22 protein-coding genes are annotated in these 23245 nt (G+C 60.5%); 16 read left to right on the top strand and 6 right to left on the bottom strand.

Translation table 11 applies throughout. From position 1 onward, the window contains the following. The first annotated feature begins 152 nt into the window (after positions 1 to 152). Together JQ611_RS34400 and JQ611_RS34395 are read left to right on the top strand one after the other, a co-directional pair. Entirely contained in the window at positions 153 to 785 is a 633-nt protein-coding gene (locus tag JQ611_RS34400; protein ID WP_212209037.1) for a 2-hydroxychromene-2-carboxylate isomerase, read from the top strand. Positions 786 to 884: 99 nt separating this feature from the next. Continuing rightward, positions 885 to 2084, top strand: coding sequence for a CaiB/BaiF CoA-transferase family protein (locus tag JQ611_RS34395; RefSeq protein ID WP_212467964.1), 1200 nt, complete (start codon positions 885 to 887; stop codon positions 2082 to 2084). A 33-nt stretch (positions 2085 to 2117) separates the two neighbouring features. Here the strand turns inward: JQ611_RS34395 and JQ611_RS34390 are convergent, their stop codons facing one another. Together JQ611_RS34390 and JQ611_RS34385 are read right to left on the bottom strand one after the other, a co-directional pair. Beyond that, positions 2118 to 2789, bottom strand: a complete 672-nt coding sequence (locus JQ611_RS34390; RefSeq protein WP_212467963.1) for a glutathione S-transferase family protein — start codon at positions 2787 to 2789, stop codon at positions 2118 to 2120. A 1-nt stretch (position 2790) separates the two neighbouring features. Beyond that, complete coding sequence (locus tag JQ611_RS34385) at positions 2791 to 3534, bottom strand: SDR family NAD(P)-dependent oxidoreductase (protein WP_212263152.1); 744 nt, start codon at positions 3532 to 3534, stop codon at positions 2791 to 2793. Positions 3535 to 3818: 284 nt separating this feature from the next. Here JQ611_RS34385 and JQ611_RS34380 point away from each other — a divergent pair, with 284 nt between their 5' ends. The 7 genes from JQ611_RS34380 to JQ611_RS34350 are packed head-to-tail and all read left to right on the top strand — an operon-like array spanning position 3819 to position 11461. Beyond that, complete coding sequence (locus JQ611_RS34380) at positions 3819 to 5378, top strand: AMP-binding protein (RefSeq protein ID WP_312012325.1); 1560 nt, start codon at positions 3819 to 3821, stop codon at positions 5376 to 5378. Positions 5379 to 5397: 19 nt separating this feature from the next. Beyond that, positions 5398 to 6135 carry an SDR family oxidoreductase gene (locus JQ611_RS34375; protein WP_212263252.1) on the top strand — a complete coding sequence of 246 codons (738 nt, stop codon included), beginning with the start codon at positions 5398 to 5400 and terminating at the stop codon, positions 6133 to 6135. Between the two features lie 15 nt (positions 6136 to 6150). Continuing rightward, positions 6151 to 7332, top strand: a complete 1182-nt coding sequence (locus tag JQ611_RS34370; protein WP_212263150.1) for an acyl-CoA dehydrogenase family protein — start codon at positions 6151 to 6153, stop codon at positions 7330 to 7332. Between the two features lie 21 nt (positions 7333 to 7353). Then, positions 7354 to 8484 carry an acyl-CoA dehydrogenase family protein gene (locus JQ611_RS34365; protein ID WP_212263149.1) on the top strand — a complete coding sequence of 377 codons (1131 nt, stop codon included), beginning with the start codon at positions 7354 to 7356 and terminating at the stop codon, positions 8482 to 8484. A 53-nt stretch (positions 8485 to 8537) separates the two neighbouring features. Continuing rightward, entirely contained in the window at positions 8538 to 9725 is a 1188-nt protein-coding gene (locus tag JQ611_RS34360) for an acetyl-CoA C-acyltransferase (protein ID WP_212263148.1), read from the top strand. Positions 9726 to 9758: 33 nt separating this feature from the next. Next, positions 9759 to 10772 carry a nitronate monooxygenase family protein gene (locus tag JQ611_RS34355; protein ID WP_212263147.1) on the top strand — a complete coding sequence of 338 codons (1014 nt, stop codon included), beginning with the start codon at positions 9759 to 9761 and terminating at the stop codon, positions 10770 to 10772. A gap of 35 nt (positions 10773 to 10807) precedes the next feature. After that, entirely contained in the window at positions 10808 to 11461 is a 654-nt protein-coding gene (locus JQ611_RS34350; RefSeq protein ID WP_212263146.1) for a flavin reductase family protein, read from the top strand. On the opposite strand, the gene JQ611_RS34345 is transcribed toward JQ611_RS34350, so the two are convergent. Both JQ611_RS34345 and JQ611_RS34340 read right to left on the bottom strand, forming a co-directional pair. After that, complete coding sequence (locus tag JQ611_RS34345; RefSeq protein ID WP_212263145.1) at positions 11458 to 12681, bottom strand: multidrug effflux MFS transporter; 1224 nt, start codon at positions 12679 to 12681, stop codon at positions 11458 to 11460. The genes JQ611_RS34350 and JQ611_RS34345 overlap by 4 nt on opposite strands. Before the next feature lie 96 nt (positions 12682 to 12777). Continuing rightward, entirely contained in the window at positions 12778 to 13977 is a 1200-nt protein-coding gene (locus JQ611_RS34340; RefSeq protein ID WP_212263144.1) for an acetyl-CoA C-acyltransferase, read from the bottom strand. A 170-nt stretch (positions 13978 to 14147) separates the two neighbouring features. Here JQ611_RS34340 and JQ611_RS34335 point away from each other — a divergent pair, with 170 nt between their 5' ends. From JQ611_RS34335 to JQ611_RS34320, 4 genes are all read left to right on the top strand, one after another. After that, a complete protein-coding gene (locus tag JQ611_RS34335) occupies positions 14148 to 14765 on the top strand; it encodes a TetR/AcrR family transcriptional regulator (RefSeq protein WP_212467961.1) in 618 nt (205 codons plus the stop codon). Between the two features lie 22 nt (positions 14766 to 14787). Beyond that, positions 14788 to 17109 carry a molybdopterin-dependent oxidoreductase gene (locus JQ611_RS34330; protein ID WP_212467960.1) on the top strand — a complete coding sequence of 774 codons (2322 nt, stop codon included), beginning with the start codon at positions 14788 to 14790 and terminating at the stop codon, positions 17107 to 17109. 18 nt (positions 17110 to 17127) lie between these two features. After that, the gene (locus tag JQ611_RS34325; protein ID WP_212263141.1) at positions 17128 to 17832 is read left to right on the top strand and encodes an SDR family NAD(P)-dependent oxidoreductase; all 705 of its coding nucleotides are present in this window, start codon (positions 17128 to 17130) and stop codon (positions 17830 to 17832) included. Between the two features lie 90 nt (positions 17833 to 17922). Beyond that, complete coding sequence (locus JQ611_RS34320) at positions 17923 to 18744, top strand: enoyl-CoA hydratase-related protein (protein WP_212263140.1); 822 nt, start codon at positions 17923 to 17925, stop codon at positions 18742 to 18744. A gap of 15 nt (positions 18745 to 18759) precedes the next feature. On the opposite strand, the gene JQ611_RS34315 is transcribed toward JQ611_RS34320, so the two are convergent. After that, entirely contained in the window at positions 18760 to 19359 is a 600-nt protein-coding gene (locus tag JQ611_RS34315; protein ID WP_212467959.1) for a TetR/AcrR family transcriptional regulator, read from the bottom strand. 453 nt (positions 19360 to 19812) lie between these two features. Here JQ611_RS34315 and JQ611_RS34310 point away from each other — a divergent pair, with 453 nt between their 5' ends. The 3 genes from JQ611_RS34310 to JQ611_RS34300 all read left to right on the top strand — a co-directional run bounded on the left by JQ611_RS34310 (position 19813) and on the right by JQ611_RS34300 (position 22568). Beyond that, positions 19813 to 20676, top strand: coding sequence for an alpha/beta fold hydrolase (locus JQ611_RS34310; RefSeq protein WP_212467958.1), 864 nt, complete (start codon positions 19813 to 19815; stop codon positions 20674 to 20676). Positions 20677 to 20710: 34 nt separating this feature from the next. Continuing rightward, on the top strand, positions 20711 to 21715 hold the full coding sequence (locus tag JQ611_RS34305; RefSeq protein WP_212263137.1) for an NADP-dependent oxidoreductase: 1005 nt from the start codon (positions 20711 to 20713) through the stop codon (positions 21713 to 21715). A gap of 73 nt (positions 21716 to 21788) precedes the next feature. Then, positions 21789 to 22568, top strand: coding sequence for an SDR family oxidoreductase (locus tag JQ611_RS34300; protein ID WP_212263136.1), 780 nt, complete (start codon positions 21789 to 21791; stop codon positions 22566 to 22568). 189 nt (positions 22569 to 22757) lie between these two features. Here the strand turns inward: JQ611_RS34300 and JQ611_RS34295 are convergent, their stop codons facing one another. Continuing rightward, positions 22758 to 23216, bottom strand: a complete 459-nt coding sequence (locus JQ611_RS34295) for a DUF2147 domain-containing protein (protein WP_212263135.1) — start codon at positions 23214 to 23216, stop codon at positions 22758 to 22760. Between the last annotated feature and the right edge of the window lie 29 nt (positions 23217 to 23245).

The following is a 23245-nucleotide window of genomic DNA, read 5'->3' as shown; positions in this document are numbered from 1 at the left end:
TGCCAAACAATACCCCGCGACTAGTTAAAATCAGCAGAATTCAGCGCAGATTTGACAGTTCGATTTTAGAACTGTATGACCGAATGGTAGCCGCAGTTCGGCTGGACGATCACCAAACCTGACCATCACTGCGCTCTGCGGGAGGAACCGACATGCCCCTGAAAGTTGAATTCCTGTTCGATTTCGGCAGCCCGAACGCTTACCTCGCGGAACTGGTCCTGCCGGGAATTGAATGGCGCACCGGCGTGAAATTCGAATATGTCCCGGTTCTGCTCGGCGGCATCTTCAAGGGGACCGGCAACATGTCGCCGTTCGACTCGCTTCGCGGAATCAAGAACAAGCCGGAATACCAGGCGCTTGAGACCCAGCGCTTTATCCGCCGCCATAACATCACGAAATTTCGCCAGAATCCCTTCTTTCCGGTCAACACGCTGATGCTGATGCGCGGCGCCGTCGCGGCTCAGTTTGAAGGCGTGTTTGAGCCCTATTTTCGTGCGGCCTATCATCATATGTGGGAAGAGCCCAAGAAGATGGATGACCTCGAAACCTTCCGGAACGCCTTCATCTCCTCAGGCATCGATATCGACCGATTGATTGCGCGTGCGCAGCAGGATGACGTCAAGAAGGGGTTGATCGATCGGACGACCGACGCGGTTGGCCGTGGAGCATTCGGCTCACCGACTTTCTTCGTCGGAAAGGAAATGTTCTTCGGCAAGGACCAGCTCCGTGACGTCGAGGAGTCGATCGTCGAACAAACCAGTCAGCTGGTTTCGAAAACGGCCTAAGGTTGCGAATTGAGGCCTGCAGAGCCAGGCCGATGTTCCGGGCTTGCATGGGGAAAATTCAGTCGGCCCCACAACGAAGTAAACTCAGGGAGAATGCCCATGCCTGGCCCACTTAGCGGTGTTCGAGTCCTCGATTTGACAGGCGTGGTGTCCGGTCCCTACGCGACCATGTTTCTGGCGGATCAAGGCGCTGACGTCCTGAAGATCGAGCCGATTGGCGGCGATATCACGCGGCGCAGCCGCGCCACCATCGATAAGGATGGCGAGTTCTCCGCACTTTTTATCTCTTCGAACCGCGGCAAGCGCTCACTGTCGATCGACGTCAAGAGCGCGGCCGGCCGAGAGGTTCTCGCCAAGCTGGTCGCGCAGGCGGATGTCTTGGTGCAGAATTTCCGCCCCGGCACCATGGAGCGCCTCGGTCTCGGCGTCGATGAGTTGCGCCAACGCCATCCGCGCTTGATCTATGTCTCGATCAGCGGCGTCGGCGAGACCGGCCCGTATGTGAAGAAGCGCGTCTATGATCCGATCATTCAAGCGCTGTCGGGGTTTGCCGATATCCAGTCGCAGCCGGTAACCAACCGTCCGCAGATGATCCGCACGATCGTATGCGACAAGACTACCGCTGTGTTCACCGCGCAGGCGGTGGCAGCGGCGCTCTACGCCCGCGAGAAGACTGGGCAGGGCGATCATATTCAGGTCGCAATGCTGGATGCGATGATTTCATACCTGTGGCCTGAGGGCATGATGCAATACACGGTGGTAGGAGCCGAGGCCACCGCCGCAGATCCCAACGACCGGCCGGATCTCGTGTTCAAGACCAGCGATGGCTACATTACGGCCGGTACCATTTCGGATTCCGAATGGCAGGGCTTTTGCCGGGCCTCCGGCGATCCCGAGCTTGCCAACGATCCCCGCTTTGCGACTCCGGGCGCACGCTCGGTCAATGCCACGGCCCGCATCAACAAGATGGCGGAGTATATCGGCCGGCACACCACTGCCGAATGGCTGGAGCGCCTGGACGCTGCCGACGTGCCTTGTGCGCCGATCCTGCGGCGAGGCGAAATCATTCACAATGAACAGGTAATCGCGCGCGGTATCATCGCGGAGTTCGATCAACCGAAGGTCGGACGGGTGCGGCAGCCGAAGCCGGCGGCCCGCTTTGAGATCAATGAGGCCGCGATTGGCGGGCCAGCTCCCCGCGTCGGCGAGCACTCCCGCGACGTGTTGCGCGAGCTGGGTTACGACGACGGCGCCATCGACAAGATGGTCGCCGAGCGTAGCGTGCGTGTGGCGATCTAACCTCGAACCCCTGCGCGAGGTGGTGGTCGGTCTTTAAACCTTCGCCGGCACCGGCGTGATTGGTGCCATCGGGACATTCGCCGCGACGGCTCGCTGGAAGGCCTCCCGTTTCTTGATGCGTTCGAGATAGGGCTGCGCATTGTCGCAAATGCCAACGCCATAGGCAACGGCCCACTCAAGGCAGGTCGTGAGCAGGATGTCAGCGCTGGTAAACCGGTCGCCCATCAGGAATTGCCGGCCGTCTGCAAGTGCTACTTCGACATGGCGCAACTGCTGGCGGAAATACTCGCCGGCCTGGGCAACGACCTCGGGCGCAATACCGTAGATTGGACCGAGCGCGTCGGCCCGATGGCGGCGCATCACGTAAAGGCTGGTTGAATCCAGCTCCGCGACGATAAAGAAACACCATTCCAGCCACGCGGCATACTCACGGGTGGTTTCAGGAATCAGCGAGCGCTCCGTCGTGGAGTACATTCGCGACAGGTAGGCAACGATCGCGGCGCTCTCGCCGATAGAGAAGTCGCCGTCCTGAAGCAGCGGAATCTTCTGGCGCGGATTGAGCTTGGTATATTCCGCGGTCTTGGTCTCGCCCGTTCGCGGCCCGATCGGCTTAGTCTCGTAAGCTAACTCGTGCATGGCCCAATGCGGACGGATGGTGCGGCTTGTCCCAACGCCCCACAGGGTCAGGTTTGGTGTAGCGCTCATGTTACCACTTCTCCACGGACGGACGGAGGTCGAGTTCGTGGGTCCAGCCATCCCTGCTTTGCTGGTGGGTGAACCAATAGGCCTCAGCAATGGAAGATGTCTTTGTCAGGCTATCTGGGGGAATTTCGCTTGCCTCGATCCCCTTCGCCGCTTTCATGCGCTGATGAATCGCCTCGCTGTCGACGCCAGCGTCGATCAGGAGATGCACGACATGAATGTTCTTCGGCCCCAACTCGCGCGCCATCGCCTGGGCCACGGCTCGAAGTCCGAACTTCGCTGATGAAAATGCCGCAAACCCCTGGCCGCCGCGCACGCTGGCCGTCGCACCCGTAAAGAAGATGGTGCCGTGTCCACGCGGAAGCATGACGCGCGCAGCCTCACGCCCGACCAGGAAGCCGCCATAGCAGGCCAGTTCCCAGGCCTTGAAGAACAGCTTCTCTGTGGTGTCCAGCAGAGGCTTGTTGACGTTCGAACCGGCATTGTAGAGACAGACCTCGATCGGTCCGAGCTCTTTTTCGATCCGCGCGAATATCCCCTGGACCTCTGCTTCCTGACGGGCGTCGACGCTGAACGCGTGAATCTTATGTCCAGCATCCCTCAGCTCGGCCACAAGTCGCTGCGATTTGGACGCATCACGCCTGCAGATGCAAACCGTATAGCCGCCCTTGGCAAAACGCCGCGCGACTGCCGCCCCAATGGCATCGCCTGCGCCCACAAGTATCGCTACGCCGCGGTTCGCCGTCATTGCGTTCCTCCCATAAAGTTCCTATTTGATACTTTTATCGTAACGATCAGATGGCGCTCTGTAAACGACGGCGTTCAACAATGATCCAATCATGATAGGGCAGCCTAGTTGCCCCTTCGGACCTCGTAAAGCCCGGACGATGATTTAATCATTGACGAGTTCTAAAAAAGAACGTTAGGTTCGGCCAAGCATCCGCGCGTTGCGAGAGCGGGCAATCGTTGATGGGGAGGTCAGTCGTGGCGGAGCTTTCAGAGACGATCGATCTCGACGAGATTGCTGTCGGCTTGCCGCGTCGTATCCATGAAGTAACGGCAAGACAGGTTGCCAAAGCCCCCGACCGGATCGCGCTGGTCGAAGACGGGGCATCCTGGAGCTACCGCGATCTGGATCAGCGTGTCAGCGAGATCGCCACCGTCCTGTCGTCGCTGGGAATCAGAGCGGGCGACCGGATGATCATTGTCAGCGAAAACTGTATTGCGCTCGCCGCATTGCTGCTGGCGGTGAGCCGGCTCGACGCCTGGGCGATCGTCGCCAACCCGCGACTGTCCGCACGGGAGCTGGATCAGATCCGCGACCATAGTGGCGCGCGTCGGATGTTCTTCACATCAGGTATCTCGAAGGAGGCCGCGGCTCATGCGTCGCGCTATGCCAACGAGAACCAGCGAATAGGCCCACTGCTGGATGTTGGTGTCGGCCCGCTCAACGAAAGCGCAGCCGCCGAGCCGGTGGAGGCAGATCCCCAGAAACAAGTCGCGGTGCTGATCTACACCTCGGGAACGACGGGGACCCCGAAGGGCGTGATGCTCTCGCATGACAACCTGCTGATGAGCGCAAAGACCACGGCGCATATCCGAAAAATGAACGAAGACGACAAGATCTATCTCGTCTTGCCGATCTCCCATATCGTCGGCATCTCGCTCCTGATCATGACATTGATGACCGGCGGCACGGTGCAGCTGGTAAGCAAATACGATCCTGCCGCGACCGCCAGGGCGATCGCGGAAGAGGGCGTTACCATCCTCAATGGGGTGCCGGCTACCTATCAACGGTTGCTGGAGTACAAGAGCGTGTCGGGTGTGGAGCAATTCGCCCGAGGCTCATTACGGTTGGTTACTGTTGCCGGCGCGCCGCTCGATTTGAATCTGAAGTTGCGTGTGGAAAAAGAGTTCGGCCTTCCGCTGCTTAACGGCTACGGGATCACCGAATGTTCGCCGGGTATATCGGGCGTACGCTTCGATGCGCCACGTGCCGACCAGTCAGTAGGCACAGTGCTGCCGGGCGTAGAGGCGCGGGTCAGAACGCTCGACGGAATTCCGACGGCAAGAGGTGAAGTCGGAGAGCTGCATGTCCGCGGCCGCAACGTGATGCTCGGCTACTATCGTGCCCCCGACCTTACCGCCAAGGCAATCGACAGCGAGGGGTGGTTCAACACCGGCGATCTGGCGCGCTATGACGGCGATTGCCTGTACATTGTCGGCCGCACCAAGGAAATGATCATCCGTTCGGGCTTCAACGTCTATCCCGCCGAAGTCGAAGCGGTCCTCAGTTCACACAAGGACGTCGTGCAATGCGCCGTGGTCGGCCGTGCTGTCGACGGCAATGAAGAGATTGTCGGGTTCGTGCAACTGCTGCCAGGGTCGCGGGCGACGCCGGAGGATCTGATGGGCTTTATCCGATTTCAGCTCACCTCATACAAGCGGCCGTCCAAGATCATCATCCTCGATGCTTTGCCGGCCACCTCAACCGGCAAGATACTCAAGCACAAGCTCGGGGAGTCCTTGCGTGGCCAAGGTGGCGAGACCGCTCCGGCGCAGACCGCCGAACCTCGCAGACAACAGATCTAACCTGACCGGGAGAATACCCTTGCAAAAGAGAAACGCGACCGTGGCCGTGATCGGTGCTGGCGACTATATCGGCAGCGAGATTGCAAAGAAGTTCGCCTCCGAGGGCTTCACGGTGTTCGCCGGGCGGCGCAACGGCGCCAAGCTCGAACCGCTCGTGAAGGAGATCGAGAAGGCCGGCGGCGAAATTCACACGCGCTCGCTCGATGCACGCAAGGAGGAGGAAATCATTTCCTTCCTCGGCGACGCCGACAAGCACGCGCCGCTGGAGGTGTGCATCTTCAACATTGGTGCCAACGTCAACTATCCGATTCTGGATACGACCGAACGCGTATTCCGCAAGGTCTGGGAAATGGCCTGCTATTCCGGCTTTCTCGCCGGCCGCGAGGCAGCCCGCCTGATGCTTCCCCGTGGCAAAGGCAATATCTTCTTTACTGGCGCAACAGCGAGCCTCCGTGGCGGGACGGGATATGCGGCCTTCGCCAGCGCGAAGTTCGGCCTGCGGGCCGTTGCACAGGCGACCGCACGCGAGTTGGGCCCCAAGAATATCCATGTCGCGCATCTCATTATCGACTCCGGTGTCGACACCGAATGGGTGCGGCAGCGACGAGTCGAAGCGCTGGGCCCGAACGCACTGGATGATCCTGATCTGCTAATGCCGCCATCCTCGGTCGCGGAGTCCTACTGGCTGCTTTATCAGCAGCCCAAAAGCGCCTGGACGTTTGAACTGGAGATTCGTCCGTTTGGCGAGAAGTGGTAGCGGGAGCCTCTCACAATGGAACTCAATCTTTCCAGTGAGGAGGCTGCGTTTCGTGACGAGGTTCGCGCCTTCATCGCGGAGAACTATCCCGCGGAAATGCGCGTTCCCAATCCGGAAACCGACCTTTCCAAGGAGCAGATGCTGCTCTGGCACCGTATTCTCCACCAGAAGGGATGGATCGCGCCGCTCTGGCCCAAGGAGCATGGCGGGCCGGGCTGGTCGATCACGCAGCGCTTTATCTTCGAGCAGGAAACGTCACGTGCCGGGACGCTGCCGCCACTCGCGTTCAGCGTAACCATGGTCGGCCCGGTTATCTACACATTCGGCAACGACGCGCAGAAACAGAAGTTTCTGCCGCGAATCCTCTCCGGTGAGGATTGGTGGTGCCAGGGTTATTCGGAGCCGGGATCCGGCTCCGACCTCGCGTCGGTCCGCACCAAGGCCGTACGCGACGGCGATCACTACGTTGTCAACGGACACAAGACCTGGACGACACTGGCCCAGCATGCCGACTGGATATTCTGCCTGGTGCGGACCGATCCTTCGGCAAAACCTCAGGCCGGCATCTCCTTCCTGCTGATCGACATGAAGTCGCCCGGCGTCACCGTGCGGCCCATCATCACCATCGACGGATCGCACGAGGTGAACGACGTTTTCCTCGAGGACGTGCGCGTCGCCGTCGAGAATTTGATCGGCGAGGAAAACAAGGGCTGGACCTACGCGAAGTTTCTGCTCGGCAACGAGCGTACCAGCATGGCCGGGATCGGCCGGTCGACACGGTATCTTGCGCGCCTCAAACATATTGTGAAGACCGAGATCGGCGAGGACGACCCGACCTTCGGGGAATTCATCAAGGAAATTGCGCGCGTCGAGCTGGATGTGCTCGCGCTGGAGGCAACCGAGCTGCGGATCGTCGCGCAGATGGCGCGTGGCATCGATCCGGGACCGGCCGCATCGCTGTTCAAGATCAGGGGCACCGAAATATTCCAACGCATCACGGATCTGACGCATCAGGCGATCGGCAACTACGGTCTGGCGATCCGCGAGCACCCGGTGAGCGCCAACCGTTTCATGCCGGGACCGGATTACGGGCACACCGCCACGGAGAAATATCTGAACTCCCGAAAACTCAGCATTTACGGGGGATCGAATGAAATTCAGCGCAACATCATCGCGAAAGCAGTTCTTGGTCTCTGACCACATCGCACGAGGCATCGGATGGATATCCAGTTGACGGAAGAACAGGAATTGCTCCGTTCCAGCATTCAGCGGTTCCTGCGCGATCAATACGATTTCGACGAGCGTCGAAAAATTGTTGCGACGGATGAGGGCTGGAGCCGCAAGCACTGGAGCGCCTTTGCCGAACTTGGGTTGTGCGCTGCACCGTTTCAGGAAAGCTCCGGCGGTCTTGGCGGCGGATCGCTTGCGACCATGATCGTGATGCAGGAGTTCGGTCGCAGCCTGGTCGTCGAACCGTACCTTGAGACCGTTGTTCTCGCAGGCGGCCTGATCGAAGACACCGGCTCATCGGAGCAGCGCGAAGCGTTCCTGCCGAAAATCATGGATGGCAGCGCCATATGGGCTCTGGCCTGGGCGGAAGGGCGATCGCGCTACGATTTTGACAACGTCACGACGACAGCGCGGCGCCAGGGGGACAACTTTGTCCTGAGCGGAACGAAGGCGGCGGTGATTGGTGCGCCGTGGGCCGACAAGCTGATCGTCTCGGCGCGGACGTCCGGTGGACCCCGCGATCGCGTCGGCGTAAGCCTGTTCGTCGTTGATCGCCATTCGGCGAATCTCCACTTGCAAAGCTTCAAAACCGTCGATGGCCGCCGCGCCGCCGAACTCACGTTGATGGACGTCCACGTTCCAGTCGACCAATTGCTCGGTGCCGAAGGCGAAGGCGTCGTGGCGCTCGAAGCGTGCCGCGACCGTGCTATCGCTGCACTCTGCGCGGAAGCCGTCGGCGCGATGTCGGTGCTGAATTCGGCGTCGCTTGAGTACAGCAAAGCGCGCAAGCAATTCGGGGCGGCAATTGGGACGTTTCAGGTGTTGCAGCACCGCATGGTCGACATGTTCATCGCGCTCGAAGAGTCGATCTCGCTCACGCAACATTTGAACCTCAGCCTCGCGGCCCGGGAGCCAAACGGATCGAAGCTGGCGTCGGGTGCGAAGTCGAAGGTTGGCAACGCCGCCCGCTTCGTCGCAGAGCAAGCCGTGCAGCTACATGGCGGGATGGGGATGAGCGACGAATTGAACGTCGGCCATTACTTCAAGCGGATAAACTCCATCAACATCCAGTTTGGCGATCCCGCCTATCATCTGATGCGGTACGCGCAGCAAAATTGAATATCCCCTCCGAGGCGGCAATCCGACTGCCGTATCCAACCAAAGGTATAACCATGACTGAAGCTGTGATCGTCTCGACCGCACGCACTCCGATCGGCAAGGCATACAAAGGCGCGCTCAACCATACCGAGGGCACCACCCTGTTGGGGCATGCGATCTCTTCGGCGCTGTCACGCGCCAAGATCGAAGGCGCCGAAGTTGAGGATGTCGTGATGGGTTGCGCCATGCAGCAGGGCACTACCGGCACCAACATCGCTCGAAAGGCGCTGCTACGCGCCGGGCTTCCGGTGAGCGTGGCGGGGACGACCATCGACCGGCAATGCGCGTCTGGCCTACAGGCGATTGCCTTGGCTGCGCGCTCGGTGATCTTCGATGGCGTGGAGGTTGCCATCGGCGGCGGTGGCGAATCTATCAGCCTGGTCCAGAACAACCAGTTCAACAGTTTTCATGCCGTCGATCCCGAACTGCTGGCGATGAAAGGGGACGCCTACATCGCGATGCTGGATACTGCCGAAATTGTATCGAAACGCTACAGTATCTCGCGCGAACGCCAGGATGAGTACAGCCTTGAAAGCCAGCGCCGGACGGCCGCGGCGCAACAGGGCGGTCGCTTCAACGACGAACTCGCACCAATCAAGACAACCATGGCAGTCACCGACAAGGCGACCAGTGCCGTGTCATATCGGGAAGTGACGCTGTCGGTTGACGAGGGGCCGCGTCCCGATACCACTGCTGAGGCTCTCGCAGGCGTCAAGCCGGCCAAGGGGCCGGGCTTCACCATTACCGGTGGTAATGCGAGTCAGCTCTCCGACGGCGCAAGTGCGGCTGTCATCATGAGCGACAAGCTGGCGGCGCAGAAGGGACTAAAGCCGCTTGGCATTTTCCGGGGCTTCGTCTCGGCAGGTTGCGAGCCGGACGAGATGGGAGTGGGGCCGGTCTACGCCGTGCCGCGCCTGCTCAAGCGTCACGGACTGAAGATCGAGGATATCGATCTCTGGGAGTTGAACGAGGCCTTCGCGGTGCAGGTAATCTATTGCCGCGACAAGCTCGGGATCGATCCGGAAAAGCTCAACGTCAATGGCGGCTCGATCGCGGTTGGCCATCCCTACGGCATGACCGGAGCCCGGCTGACCGGCCATGCTCTGATTGAGGGTCGTCGGCGCAAGGCGAAGTATGCCGTCGTCACCATGTGTGTCGGTGGCGGCATGGGGGCCGCGGGGCTTCTGGAAATCGTTCATTGAGAAAAAGGCGCGACAGAAAAGCAGGAGCTCCTCGTGAAAACAGCAATTACTGAATTGTTCGGCATCGAACATCCCATCATTCAGGGCGGCATGCATTATGTGGGCTTTGCCGAAATGGCAGCGGCCGTGTCCAATGCTGGCGGCCTGGGTCTCATCACTGGATTGACGCAAAGAACGCCTGAACTGCTCGCAAAGGAAATCGCGCGCTGTCACGAAATTACCGATAAGCCATTCGGGGTGAATCTGACCTTTCTGCCGACCTTCAGCGCACCTCCCTATCCGGAATACATTGCAGCCATCAGGGAAGGCGGCATCAGGATCGTCGAAACCGCAGGGCGTAGCCCCGAGCAGTACATGCCGGCCTTGAAGGCGGCAGGCATCAAGGTCATCCACAAATGCACCTCGGTTCGGCACTCGCTGAAAGCCGAGCAGATCGGCTGCGACGCCGTCAGCGTCGACGGCTTCGAATGCGGCGGCCATCCCGGCGAAGACGACATGCCCAACATGATCCTGTTGCCGCGTGCAGCCGAGGAACTGAAGATACCGTTCGTTGCCTCCGGTGGTATGGCGGACGCGCGCAGCCTGGTCGCTGCGCTGGCGATGGGTGCTGCCGGCATGAACATGGGAACGCGCTTTATCGCAACCAAGGAAGCGCCGGTACACCAGAACGTCAAGGATGCGCTGGTGAAGGCAACGGAACTCGACACCCGTCTGGTCATGCGCGCGCTGCGAAATACCGAGCGGGTATTGAACAACAAGGGCGTCGAACAGCTTCTCGAAATCGAACAGAAGAAGGGGAAGCAGCTCAAGATCGAGGATATCCTCGATCAGGTGGCAGGCGTCTATCCCAAGGTGATGATCGACGGCGACATGGACGCCGGCGCCTGGAGTTGCGGCATGGTCGCGGGCCTCATTCACGACATTCCCACGGTCAAAGAACTGATCGACCGCATCATGGCGGATGCCGAACAGATCATCCGTCAGCGTCTGACTGGCTTCCTTGATGATGCCGGGAAGAGGCCGGCTGCGGCTCTGGCGATCGCCTGAGCTTTCCGAGCGAAATATAGCTGTCGGGGGAATTCATGGATCTGACCGACTTCCACTATTACGAGCCTTCGAAGGGCCACGGACTCCGGCATAATCCATTCAACGCGATTGTCGCGCCGCGTCCGATTGGCTGGATTTCGTCGCGCAATGCGGCTGGTCAACTGAACCTCGCTCCTTACAGCTTCTTCAACGCGTTCCTCTACGACCCCCCGATAATCGGGTTCTCCTCAATTTCGTGGAAGGACACGGTCAAGAACGTCAGCGAGACCCGCGAATTCGTCTGGAATCTGGTTACGATGGATCTTGGCGAGCGCATGAACGTGACGGCGACGCCGCTCGATCACGGCGTGAGCGAGTTCGAAGCAGCAGGGCTGACGGCAATACCCGGGCGCCACGTCGCTGTGCCGCGGGTAGGCGAGAGCAGGGCCGCTATGGAATGCAAGGTTGTCGACGTCTCTCAGCTGTCGAATGCGCGCGGTGAGAAGGTCGAAGGATGGTTCGTGCTCGGCGAAGTGGTCGCAGTATACATCGACAAGTCCTTGATCGAGGACGGTGTCTACAACACCGCACTCGCGCGTCCCATACTCCGCACGGGCCGGGGTGGCGATTACCTTGAGGTCAGGACGGAGAACATGTTCGAGATGAAGCGTCCGGCTGGCAGCAGCAAACCGGAGTTCCATGGCACCTAATGGGGAGCAGGTGACCTCAGGCCCCAGGCGTACAAACCAAGAGCCAGCAGTGAAAACGCGCTCAACACGACACCGAGCGCGAACATTGCTTCATGCGACACCGTTGCAGCGAGCCATACACCGATTGCTGCGTTCATCATCTGCCAGAAACCCAGTAGCGCCGAGGCGGCGCCGGCCTTCTCCCCGAATGGAGAGAGCGCCCGCGCGGTAGCCAGTGGACTGACAACGCCCATGCCGAGGAGAAAAACGCACATCGCGCCCAGGAACGGCAGGAACGTCGGGCTGATCATCGAGATGAGTAGGATCGCAACGCTGCTGGCGGCCGTCGCCCACAGCCCTGCCCGGATCGGGCGATCGAGCCCGTAGCGTGGTGCCAGTTTCGTCGCCAGCATGCCCGCGGCGAATACGATAAAAACGGTGCCGGCGAAGAAGAGGCCGAGCTGGATCGGCGTGAAGTGCATTGCTTCAATGAACAGGCGCGGTGCAGCCGAAAACATCGAGAACAAGCCGCCTATGATCAGGCTCGCGGTTGCAGCCGGGATAGCGAAACGACGATCACCAATCAGGCCAACATAGGTCCTGGCGATGGCGACCAGATTGAGCGGCGTGCGGATCGAATTGTGGGTTTCGCCGAGGATGATGCTGTAGGCAATGGCGCCAGCTGCGGCAAAGGCCGCGACGAGTGCGAATTCGGAGCGCCAGCCAAAACTGTGATCGAGTGCGCCGCCAAGCAGAGGTGAGAATCCGGGGGCTGCGGACATTACGATCATGATTAGCGCCATCGCGCGCGCCAGCGCCGGCCCACTGAACATGTCGCGGGCGATGGCGCGAGACAACACTGACGTCGCGCAAGCGCCAGCAGCCTGCACGATGCGGCCGGCCAGAAGATTAGGTAGATCTGTTGCCAAACCGCACCAGACGCTGCCGCCGATGAACACAACAAATCCGATCAGGACTGGCCAGCGTCTCCCGTAGCGATCCGAAAGCGGTCCGACCAGGAGCTGGCCTATCCCGAACACCGCAAGAAAGACGGTGATGGCGGACGTGACCGCCGCACTGGTGACATTCAAAGAGATCGCAATCTGCGGCAGCGACGGCAGCAAGATATTGGTCGCGAGCGTTCCCGTGGCGGCGAGGACGGAAAGGACCGCAATCGCCAGGCCGCTGGAGACGGGAACATCCCGCGGCACGCTCTTGGTCGTTTGGCAATGGTCAGCCATGGGAACTTTCGCGCTGATCGGGATAGGCAGGTTACAAGGCGGCGAGTGACGCGGTTCGCGCCGCTCGCCGAGCCCCTATCTGTCGGATCGGCCGTGCTATCTGCGGACGACGCGCTCGATCGCGATGGCGGTGGCTTCACCGCCACCGATGCAAAGGGCTGCAACGCCGCGTTTGAGGTTCTGCGCCTCCAGCGCGTGCAACAGCGTCACGATCAGGCGCGCGCCGGTGGCACCAATGGGATGACCGAGTGCGCAGGCGCCGCCATTGACGTTCAGCTTCTCCCTGAGGATGCCGAGATCCTTCTGCGCCGCCATCGCCACCACGGCAAAGGCCTCGTTGATCTCGAACAGATCGACGTCGCCGACGCTCCAGCCGATCTTATCCAATAGCTTGCGAATGGCCGGGATCGGCGCCGTGGTGAACCACTGCGGTTCCTGGCTGTGGGTCGCGTGGCCCTTGATCTCGGCCAGTACGGGGAGGCCGTCGCGATCCGCGAGTGAGCGCTTTGCGAGAATGAGTGCCGCGGCGCCATCGGCATTGGCGGAGGAGGCGGCCGGCGTGATGGTACCGTTGGCGCGGAACGCGGCTTTCAGCCCGGGGATCTTGGCGGGGTCCACTTTCAACGGATGTTCGTCGTTGGCGACGATCCGCGGCCCGGCTTTTTCGGTTAGCGTGATCGGCACGATCTCGGCCTTGAACGCGCCGCCTTCGACCGCCTTGCGCGCGCGGGTCAGCGTTTCGATCGCGTAAGCGTCCTGATCCTTGCGGGTGAATTGATAGGCTTCCGCGGTAGCCTCGCCGAAATCGCCCATTGAGCGGCCGGTCTCATAGGCGTCCTCCAGCCCGTCCATCATCATGTGGTCGATGATCCGGTCATGGCCGGCGCGGTAACCGCCGCGCGCCTTGGCCAGCAGATAGGGTGCATTGCTCATGCTCTCCATGCCGCCGGACAGCACGATCGAGGCCGAGCCTGCATTGATGATGTCGTGGGCCAGCATGGTGGCCTTCATGCCGGAGCCGCAGACCTTGTTAATGGTGGTGGCGCCGGTGGCATCCGGCAGTTTGGCGCCGCGGGCGGCCTGGCGCGCCGGTGCCTGACCCTGGCCGGCCGGCAATACATTGCCCATGAAAACCTCATCGATGCGCTCGGGCGCAAGCGTGGCCCGCTCCAGCGCCGCGCCGATCACGTGGGAGCCGAGCTTGTGGGCGCTGAGAGGCGACAACTCGCCCATGAAGCGGCCCAGCGGCGTGCGGGCGGCGGAAAGGATGACGACGGGGTCGGAAGTGGTGGCCATGGCGAACTCTCCTGTTGATAGGTGTTGTTATATGACGATAGTCATATAAGATAGCCGGCATTGCAATGAAATGTTGCCGTGACCATCAAGGAAGCGCGGTTCCAGAATTGCTCGGAGGGGATGGGACGGTTCGGACAGCCGACCACCTTAGGACCTTGCACGGAGTGGCGATGCGATACGTAGAAGACCACCGGCGTCAAACCCACAATCGAATCGTTGAAAATGCCTCCTACGGCTTGCGCCTAAAGGGTACCAAAGGGCTCAGTGTTGTCGACTTGATGAAGCTCGCGGGTCTGACGCACGGCGGCTTCTATAATCATTTCGATTCACGCGCCGCGCTTGTTGGCGAGGCGATCGCTTTTGCAATGGACCAAACGACTGAGCGATGGAAAAAACTGGCGGACGGGAAGGCCAACGGGGAACGCTTCGAGGCGTTGATCGCCGATTACCTTAGTCCCCGGCATCGCGACAATCCTAAACACGGTTGCGCGCTCCCAACCCTGGCCGCCGATGTCGCTCGGTCGAGCCCCGGCGAGCAGCAGGCCCTGGCTTCCAAACTGGAGAAGATGATCGATGTCTTTGTCGAGCTGCTTCACGGCGAGCCACCTCAACAGGCCCGCCAAATCGCGACGGGCGCTATCGCAACCATGGTGGGATCGATCGTGCTGTCGCGTGCCGTCGGCTCAGGGAAACTTTCCGACCGCATCCTCGATGCCGGACGCAAGACCGCAGGCGGTCGGATTCGGAAGCCGCAGCGAAGAACCATAAAGGCGATGCGCTGCAAATAATCATAACGTAAGGGAGGTCACCATGACGGCCGGCAAATGGCTCAAGACAGCCTGCAACCTTTGTTACATCAATTGCGGGATCGAAGTCCTGGTGAACGACGAGCGCCTCGAGAAAGTACGGGGCGACCGTTCGAGCCCGAAATCACAAGGCTATCTGTGCAACAAGGCGACCCGGATTCCATATTATGCGAATGACAAGGATCGGCTTACGACTCCGCTGCGTCGTCGCGCCGACGGCGGCTTTGATGCAATCGAGTGGGACGTGGCGATCGCAGAAATCGCGGAGCGGCTGCGAGACATCGTCGATAGATATGGCGGCAAGACTATCGCCCTTTACGGCGGTGGCGGGCAGGGCAACCACGCCGGCGGTGCCTACGCCAGCGGATTGTTACGCGCGCTGGGTTCGCGCAGCGTCTTCAATGCCCTTTCGCAGGAAAAAACCGGCGACTTCTGGGTCAATGGCCACATGTTCGGTAGCCAGACGTGCCACACCGCCGAGGACGTCCATCATTGCGATCTCTTGCTTGTCATCGGTGCCAATCCCTGGATCGCGCACGGCTTCCCCAATGCGCGCGATCATCTCAATCAGATCCGCAAGGATCCCGCACGCAAGCTGATCGTCATTGATCCCAGGCGAACCGAAACTGCCGAAATGGCGGATCTGCATCTCGCGGTTCGTCCCGGTGCCGACACGTTTCTCCTAGGCGCGCTGCTGGCCATGCTTGTCCGGTCCGACCGGATCGATCATGCCTTCATTGAGGAGCACGCGATCGGCTTCACGGAAGTGAGACAAGCGCTATTAAACATCTCCGTTGAAGAATGGGCTGCCGCCGCCGATATCTCGATCGCGGACATGGAGCGTTGCGCCGCGATGATCGTCGCGGCGAGGGCCATGGTGGTGCGGGTCGAGCTTGGCATCCAGCAAGGCATCAACTCGACGCTCAACTCCTATCTCGAAAAGCTTCTGATCATGCTTTCCGGCAATTTCGGCCGTAAAGGCACCAACCAATTGCATAGCTGGCTTCAACCGCTATGGGGTAATTCTCCGAACCAGACATTCGCGCCGACCGGCGACGCGATTATTGGGGGCCTGTTGCCGCCCAACATTTTCCCCGAAGCGGTGCTCAAGGACCATCCTGACCGGTTGCGCTGCGCCTGGATCGACAGTTCCAATCCCGCCAACACGGCAGCAAACACCGAGGCTGTGGAACGCGCGCTGCGCTCGCTCGATCTATGCGTTGTGGTCGACGTTGCGATGACCGAAACCGCACAGCTCGCGCATTACGTTCTCCCGGCGTCCTCACAGTTCGAGAAAACTGAATTCACCCTGTTCAACTTCGAATTTCCGACGAACTATTTTCACGTACGCGCCGGCGTATTGCCGCCGCTTGCTGGCACATTGCCGGAGCCCGAGATCTACACGCGGCTTGCCATCGCCCTGGGGCTTCTGCCAGGTGACAATGTGCTCGCGCCCCTGCGGGAGGCGGCGCGGCGTTCGCGAGCCGAGTTCGCCATCGCCTTTCGTGCTGTCATCGCTGAAAACCCCGGCGCGGTCGCTGCGCTGGTGCTCTATCACACGCTAGGGCAGACGCTTCCGGACGGCACGGCTGCTGCGGCACCCTTGTGGGGGGCGGCGCTGGCTTGCGCGAAGCGATCGCCGCAAGCGGTGCGGCGGGCGATCGGTGCGTCGGACGAGGTGGCGGATCACCAGCTCGGCGATCTCCTGTTCGACACTATCGTAGCCACCCGGCAAGGCACGGCCGTTACCCGGCACGACTATGACGAGGTCTGGTCATTGATCAGCCATTCGGACCGCAAGGTTCGGTTGGTGATCCCGCAGATGCTGGAATGGCTGGCGCGGCTCGATCCGCAAGCAGCGGGGGCGCCAAAGGAGTTCCCGTTCATGTTGGCGGCAGGTGGCCGCCGCATGTTCAATGCCAACCAGATCTTTCGCGATCCGGCGTGGCGGCGCGAGGATCCGGACGGCGCCATGTTGATCAATTCGAGCGACCTGAGCGAGTTGGGCGCGGAAGATGGTGACTGGATCGCCGTCGAGTCGGTGGTCGGACGGCTCGTCGTCCGCTGTAAGGTCGACGACGCCATGCGGAATGGCCAGCTGGCGCTTCCGCACGGCTACGGTCAGGCATACCCGACGTCGGACGGAGAGCGCCTGATCAACGGGCCGCGTATCAATCTGCTCACTGAGAGCGGCAACCGCGATCCCATTGCGGGCACGCCCTACCACAAGAACGTAGCGGTTCGTCTGGCGCTGGTGTCCGCGCACGAGGCTGCCACCTATCAGTCGCAGTCCGAGCGAATTCACATGAGAGCGGCCGGACAATAGCTCGAAGGGAGCGTTAAAATGACCGAGAAGCCAATCGCGATCGTGACCGGGGTAGGGCCGGGCACGGGAGCTGCCATCGTCAAGCGGTTCTCTGCTGGCGGGTTCCGTATCATTGCGCTCGCCCGCTCAGCGGAGCTCACCAATCGCCTTGCGCAAGAGCTTCCCGACGTACACGCGGTGACCTGCGACGTGGCCGACGAGAGCCAGGTGCGTACCGTCGTCAATGACGTAAAGCGCCGTTTTGGAGCGGCCGAGGTTCTCATCCACAACGCGGTCGGAGGAGGCTGGGGAAGCTTTCGCGAGATCGATCCGAAGATGCTGAAGGGCAATTTCGAGGTGAACGTGATGGGCTTATTGTACCTGGCGCGCGAAGTGGCCCCTGACATGATCGATCGAGGCAAGGGTGCGATCCTGGTGACCGGAAACACGTCTTCGATCCGGGGCAAGGCCAATTTCGCCGGCTTCGCTCCGACAAAGGCGGCGCAGCGTATATTGGCCGAGTCGATCGCGCGTGACATGGGGCCCCTCGGCGTCCACGTCTCTTATGTTCTCATCGACGCCGTGATCGATACGCCCCGGATGCGCGCGCGGATGAGCGACAAACCGGATGAATTCTTCATCAAGCCTGCCGCCATCGCCGACGAACTGTACCATCTCTACGGTCAGGACCGATCGGCCTGGTCATTCCTCGCGGAACTGCGGCCATTCCGCGAAAACTGGTGACGCCTGACCGGTGAGAAGCGCGGTCACAGCTGGGGAACGCGCTTGCTCATTTAGGATCGCCGCAGACGCAGGACTGGAAAGGTCGAAACCATGACTGATGAGTCAATCTCGATTGATACGGGAACGGACGAGTTGCTGTGCGCGATCCGGGATCGCGTTGCCGTGATCACCTTGAATCGGCCCGAGGCGCGAAATTCGCTGTCCGACGATCTCACGCCGGCGTTACGCCGGATGATCAAGCGCAACGGTGACGATCCTAACGTCGGCGCATTGCTGATTACCGGTGCAGGCAGCGCTTTCTGTTCGGGCGGCGACGTCAAGGGGATGGGCGGCAGTTCGGCTGCACCGGCCATGTCATTCAGCGACAAGGTTGCGCGACTGAAGGAGCGTCAACGAACCCTGACCGGCGTGCTTGTCTCGGTGCGTAAACCCACCATCGCGGCCCTGCCGGGACCGGCGGCTGGCGCTGGGCTTGCGATCGCGCTCGCCTGCGACATTCGTGTCGCTGCCGAATCCACCATCATGACGACTGGTTATGCCAGGATTGCGCTAACGGGCGATTACGGCATTTCGTGGCTGTTGACCCGGCTGGCCGGGACGGCGCGTGCCCGCGAACTGATGTTCCTGTCCGAACGAATCGATGCACGTCGCTGCGAAGCGCTGGGGCTGGTAAATCGCGTGGTGCCTGATGTTAACCTGCAGAGCGAAGCATTTGGCATTGCGAGGACGTTGGCGAACGGTCCGGGGAGTGCGTTTGCCTCCATCAAGGATAATCTCGACCTTGCGCTGTCGGCTGACTTCCTGACGTCATTGGATCACGAGGCCGAGAAGATGGTCCTCGCAGCGAGCACCGCGCAGCACGCCGAAGCCGTGCGGGCCTTCATCGAGAAGCGCGCTCCTAATTTCAGGTGATACAAAGCGCTGAAGTCACCCCTCGGCCGATTTGTTTTCCGGGGATGGTCCGGCAATATCCGTCACCACGGCAGCCATCAGCGATTCCGCCAGAGGGGCATCCGCAATCACCCGAGACAATATGACAGCGCCGATCATTTCCGAGAGGATAGCAGCGGGATGTCTGCTGCCCGCGGCTCTCGGGGTCGCGGATGACAGTCTTGTTATCAGGTCGAGATAGCCTTGAATCGCCGTGATGAAGACAGCTCGGAGAGCGGGGTCGTCGCTCCGCGCGGCGTCCACGGCCAATGCCGGCAGAATGCACCCGGACCCTGGATCGTCGCGATGGGCCGACGACACATAGCGTTCGATGAGTTCGCGAAACGGATCTTTGGGCTGTTGGGCCAGTCCATCCTTCAGCAACGCTGTCGTGTCCGCGATCGCACGTTCGCTGGCCTTGACCGCCAGATCATCCTTTGAAGCGAAGTTGCGATAGAAGCCGCCATGGGTCAGGCCGGCGGCTTTCATGATGTCGGCAACGCCGATCCCATCGAAACCATGCTCGCGCAGCAGGCGCGCCGCAGTCTCGATGATCTGCTCGCGGTTCTCCAGCGCCTTTTCGCGCGACACCCTCATCGTTTTCTCACTCCGTTGGTCGCAGGACCTGCGTCTGCTGGTCCTGACCACGGCCGAGCGATCTCAGATTCGTAAAAACTCCGCTTGACTTTTTTCATGACGATCATCATCTAACATATAAGATGACGATCGTCATCAAAAAAGTGAAGCGAACGACCGCTGCCAACCCCTGGAAGTGGGCTGTTTCATAACTGAGAGGTAAAATAATGCCGGGTTTGAGCGCACCGGAGGGCAAGAAGACAGCGTTCCTCGCCGGCTCGTCGTGTGGCAAGGCCGCGCGGCAGGTCGCCTGCGCCCGGTGTCGTCGGGCCCTGTTCGACACGATTCTGCGGTCGCAATTCGGTCTGGCGTAATCAGCACATGTATTGGCGCGCGAAGAGAGAACCGTACCATCCGGCCGACTATCCCTTCCATCTTGGGATTTTCGGTCCGAGCTGGACAATGGAGAAACCCATGGCAAATTTTGTTACTAGCCTCGGGCGAGCGGTGCGCTACATAGATGCACCCACGCTCTCAATAAATGTCGGGGGGACCCCTTTCGTCTACCGCGACATCGGCCCCCGGAGCGGCGTGCCGCTCATTCTTCTGAATCACTGGGGCGCGGTTCTGGACAATTTCGATCCGCGGATTGTCGACGGCCTCGCCAATAAGCATCGCGTGATCGCGACCAATTACCGAGGTATCGGTGCGTCGGGCGGAACAGCGCCTGTGACCATCGATGAAATGGCGCGGGATGCGATTGCCCTGATCCGCGCGCTGGGCTTCGAGAAAGTCGATCTGCTCGGCTTTTCCCTCGGCGGATTTGTGGCGCAGGATATCACGCTGAAGGCACCAAAGCTGGTGCGAAAGCTCATTTTGACCGGCACGGGGCCGGCGGGCGGCGAAGGTATCGACAAGGTGTGGCCGGTATCCTGGCCTTTGATGATCAAAGGCTTTCTGACGCTGCGGGATCCGAAATTCTACCTGTTTTTCACGTCCACGGCCAACGGCCGCCAAGCGGCGGCAGCCTTCCTGAAACGGCTGAAAGAGCGCAAGGCGGGCCGGGACAAAGGACCTACGCCCGGCGCTTTCTTGCGGCAGGTCAAGGCGATCACTGCTTGGGGCCGACAGGCGCCGCAAGATCTCGGGAGCATTCGGATCCCGGTACTGATCGCGAATGGCGACATCGATATCATGATGCCGACCGCAAACAGCATCGATATGGCGCGCCGTATCCCGGGCGCAGAACTGGTCATCTACGAAGATGCCGGGCATGGCGGGATTTTTCAGAACCACGCCGATTTTGTGCCGAAGGCCCTGTCCTTCCTCGGCGCCTGACACCGCGACAATATTTCAAATTGGAGAAGACGCCATGAAGGCCTTCGTTGTCGACAAATACAAAAAGAAGGGCGCTCTGCGCTTGGCCAAAGTAGCGGAGCCGAAGGTGCGAGACGATGATGTCATGGTTCGAGTTCACGCAACCGGTGTGAACCTTCTGGACTCCAAGATCAGGGACGGAGAATTCAAAATCTTCCTGCCGTATCGTCCGCCTTTCGTTCTGGGGCACGATGTTGCCGGGATCGTCGCCAGGGTTGGCCCGAAGGTCAGGCGGTTCAAGGCGGGCGACGTGGTCTATGCACGGCCGCGCGATCATCGGGTCGGAACATTCGCGGAATTCATTGCCATCAATGAAGCCGACGTGGCGCTAAAGCCCAAAAACATCAGCATGGAAGAAGCCGCCTCCATTCCGCTGGTCGGGCTGACCGCCTGGCAGGCGCTGGTAGAGGTGGCCAAGGTGAAGCCCGGGCAGAAGGTCTTCATTCAGGCCGGCTCCGGTGGCGTGGGGACTTTTGCCATCCAGCTCGCCAAGCACCTCGGCGCGACAGTTGCGACGACGACGAGCACGAAAAATGTCGAGCTGGTCAAGGGACTCGGCGCGGACGTTGTCATCGACTACAAGACGCAGGATTTCGAGAAGGTCTTGTCGGGCTACGATCTGGTCCTGCACAGCCTGGACGCCAAGGCGCTCGAAAAATCCCTGCGCGTGCTCAAGCCCGGTGGCCTCCTCATTTCGATCTCGGGGCCGCCCGACCCCGATTTCGCCAGGGAATTAGGATTGAACCTGTTCCTGAAGCTGGTGATACGCCTCCTGAGCCGTGGTGCGCGGAAGCAAGCCAAAAGCCTGGGTGTGCGCTTCTCATTCCTGTTCATGCGTGCGCAGGGGCAACAGCTGAGCGAAATCACGTCCCTCATCGAGTCTGGCGTGATCCGTCCGGTCGTGGATAAGGTCTTTCCGTTTGAGAAGACCGGAGATGCTTTGGCCTACGTCGAGGCAGGACGCGCAAGAGGCAAGGTCGTCATTGCAGTGAAACAATAGGTCTCGCAATCACGCCGCCTGAGTTGCGGCGCCACGACGCTGGCCGGCCACCAAACGCATCGGAGGAAGCAACATGACACAATCCAAAGGCGACACCCAACCTTCCGTGCAAGACGTTGCACTCATTGTCGGCGGCGGTCCCGGCATCAGCTCGAGTTGCGCCAGGCTGTTCGCGGAGAACGGCATGCGTGTCTGCGTCGCTGCCAGGAATCCCGAAAAGGCGGTCCTTGAGACCCTCGAGACGACGCATGGCGTGCGTCGATACGCCTGCGATGCCAGCGACCCGGCGGCTGTGGCACGGCTGTTCGGGAGCGTCGTCCAAGACGTCGGGACGCCGAGGCTTGTCGTGCACAACATCGATGGCCGGGTTCCCGGCATTTTTCGCAAGAGCGTGATCGAAGCTGACCCGGTCATGGCGCTCGAAACACTTCGAAACTCGGCGTTCTCTGCGTTTCTGGTTGGTCAACAGGCAGCTCGGCTCATGCTCGGAAACGAACCCGATGCCAACGGCGCGAGAGGAACGATCATCTTTACGAATGCCAGCGCGGCGCTCAAAGGCTTCCCGTTAAGTGGCGCCTTTGCAATGGCGTGTCATGCCAAGTCCGGACTCGCGCAAAGCATGGCAAGAGAACTGATGCCGCAGGGTATCCACGTCGCGAATGTGCCGATCGACGCCGCGATCGGCTGGACCCAGGAAGACGGGACCCGCGCGCATCGGCTGGCGGGCACGACTGTCGACGACAACATGGCCGACCCCGTCCATATCGCGAAAACCTATCTTCAGCTTCATCGGCAGCATCGGTCGACCTGGGCGTTCGAAGTCGTGCTCCGGCCGTGGGCCGAAAAATGGTGACTCGCGCTTGCTTTGGTGCGGACCTGCGAAGCGACTGACCATTGCCTTTCGAGTTGACCTGCCTCTCGCCGACATCGACCGAGTGTTCGTCAACAAGAAGTTGGAGGTCGCCGCTTGACGAGGCTTCGGCGGAACCGGAAGCTATCATTCGCGTCCGGGCCGTCTCAATCGATGCTGGAGCCTGGCTTCTTATTCCTGTCGTTCCCAAATCTGCGAACGACCCAGCATTGACACGCCAATGTAGCCGCGCACGTTGAGCTTCCTGCCACCATCGGTCAGTTGGATTTTGCTGCTGTAGACCTTGCCATTGTCCGGATCGAGGATTTTGCCGGCGGTATATTCGGTGCCGTCCTTCTTCAGGCCACTCAGGATTACCAAGCCGATTACCGGTACATTCTTGGGCGCGCCCTCGCATTTTTCACATTTCGGGTTCCGGTCTTCGGACAGAGCGGGGAATACCTTTTCAATCTTGCCCTGCAGGGTGCCATTCGATTCCGTGACGCGGATGAGCGCTCTCGGTTTGCCGCTGACGTCATCGACATTTTTCCACAAGCCGACAGGTGAGGCATTATCCGCCCAGGTCCCGGAGGACATGAGTACAGCAGCCAAGGTGAGCGCGAGGGCGCCTGATCGTTTCAAAAAACGCATAATGGTCTCCAAGAGGATTTTGCGGGCTT

Source organism: Bradyrhizobium sp. AUGA SZCCT0182, assembly GCF_018130185.1.
Classification (GTDB): domain Bacteria; phylum Pseudomonadota; class Alphaproteobacteria; order Rhizobiales; family Xanthobacteraceae; genus Bradyrhizobium.
Note: the sequence above shows the minus strand (reverse complement) of the source record. Positions and strands in the feature narration are given on the sequence as shown.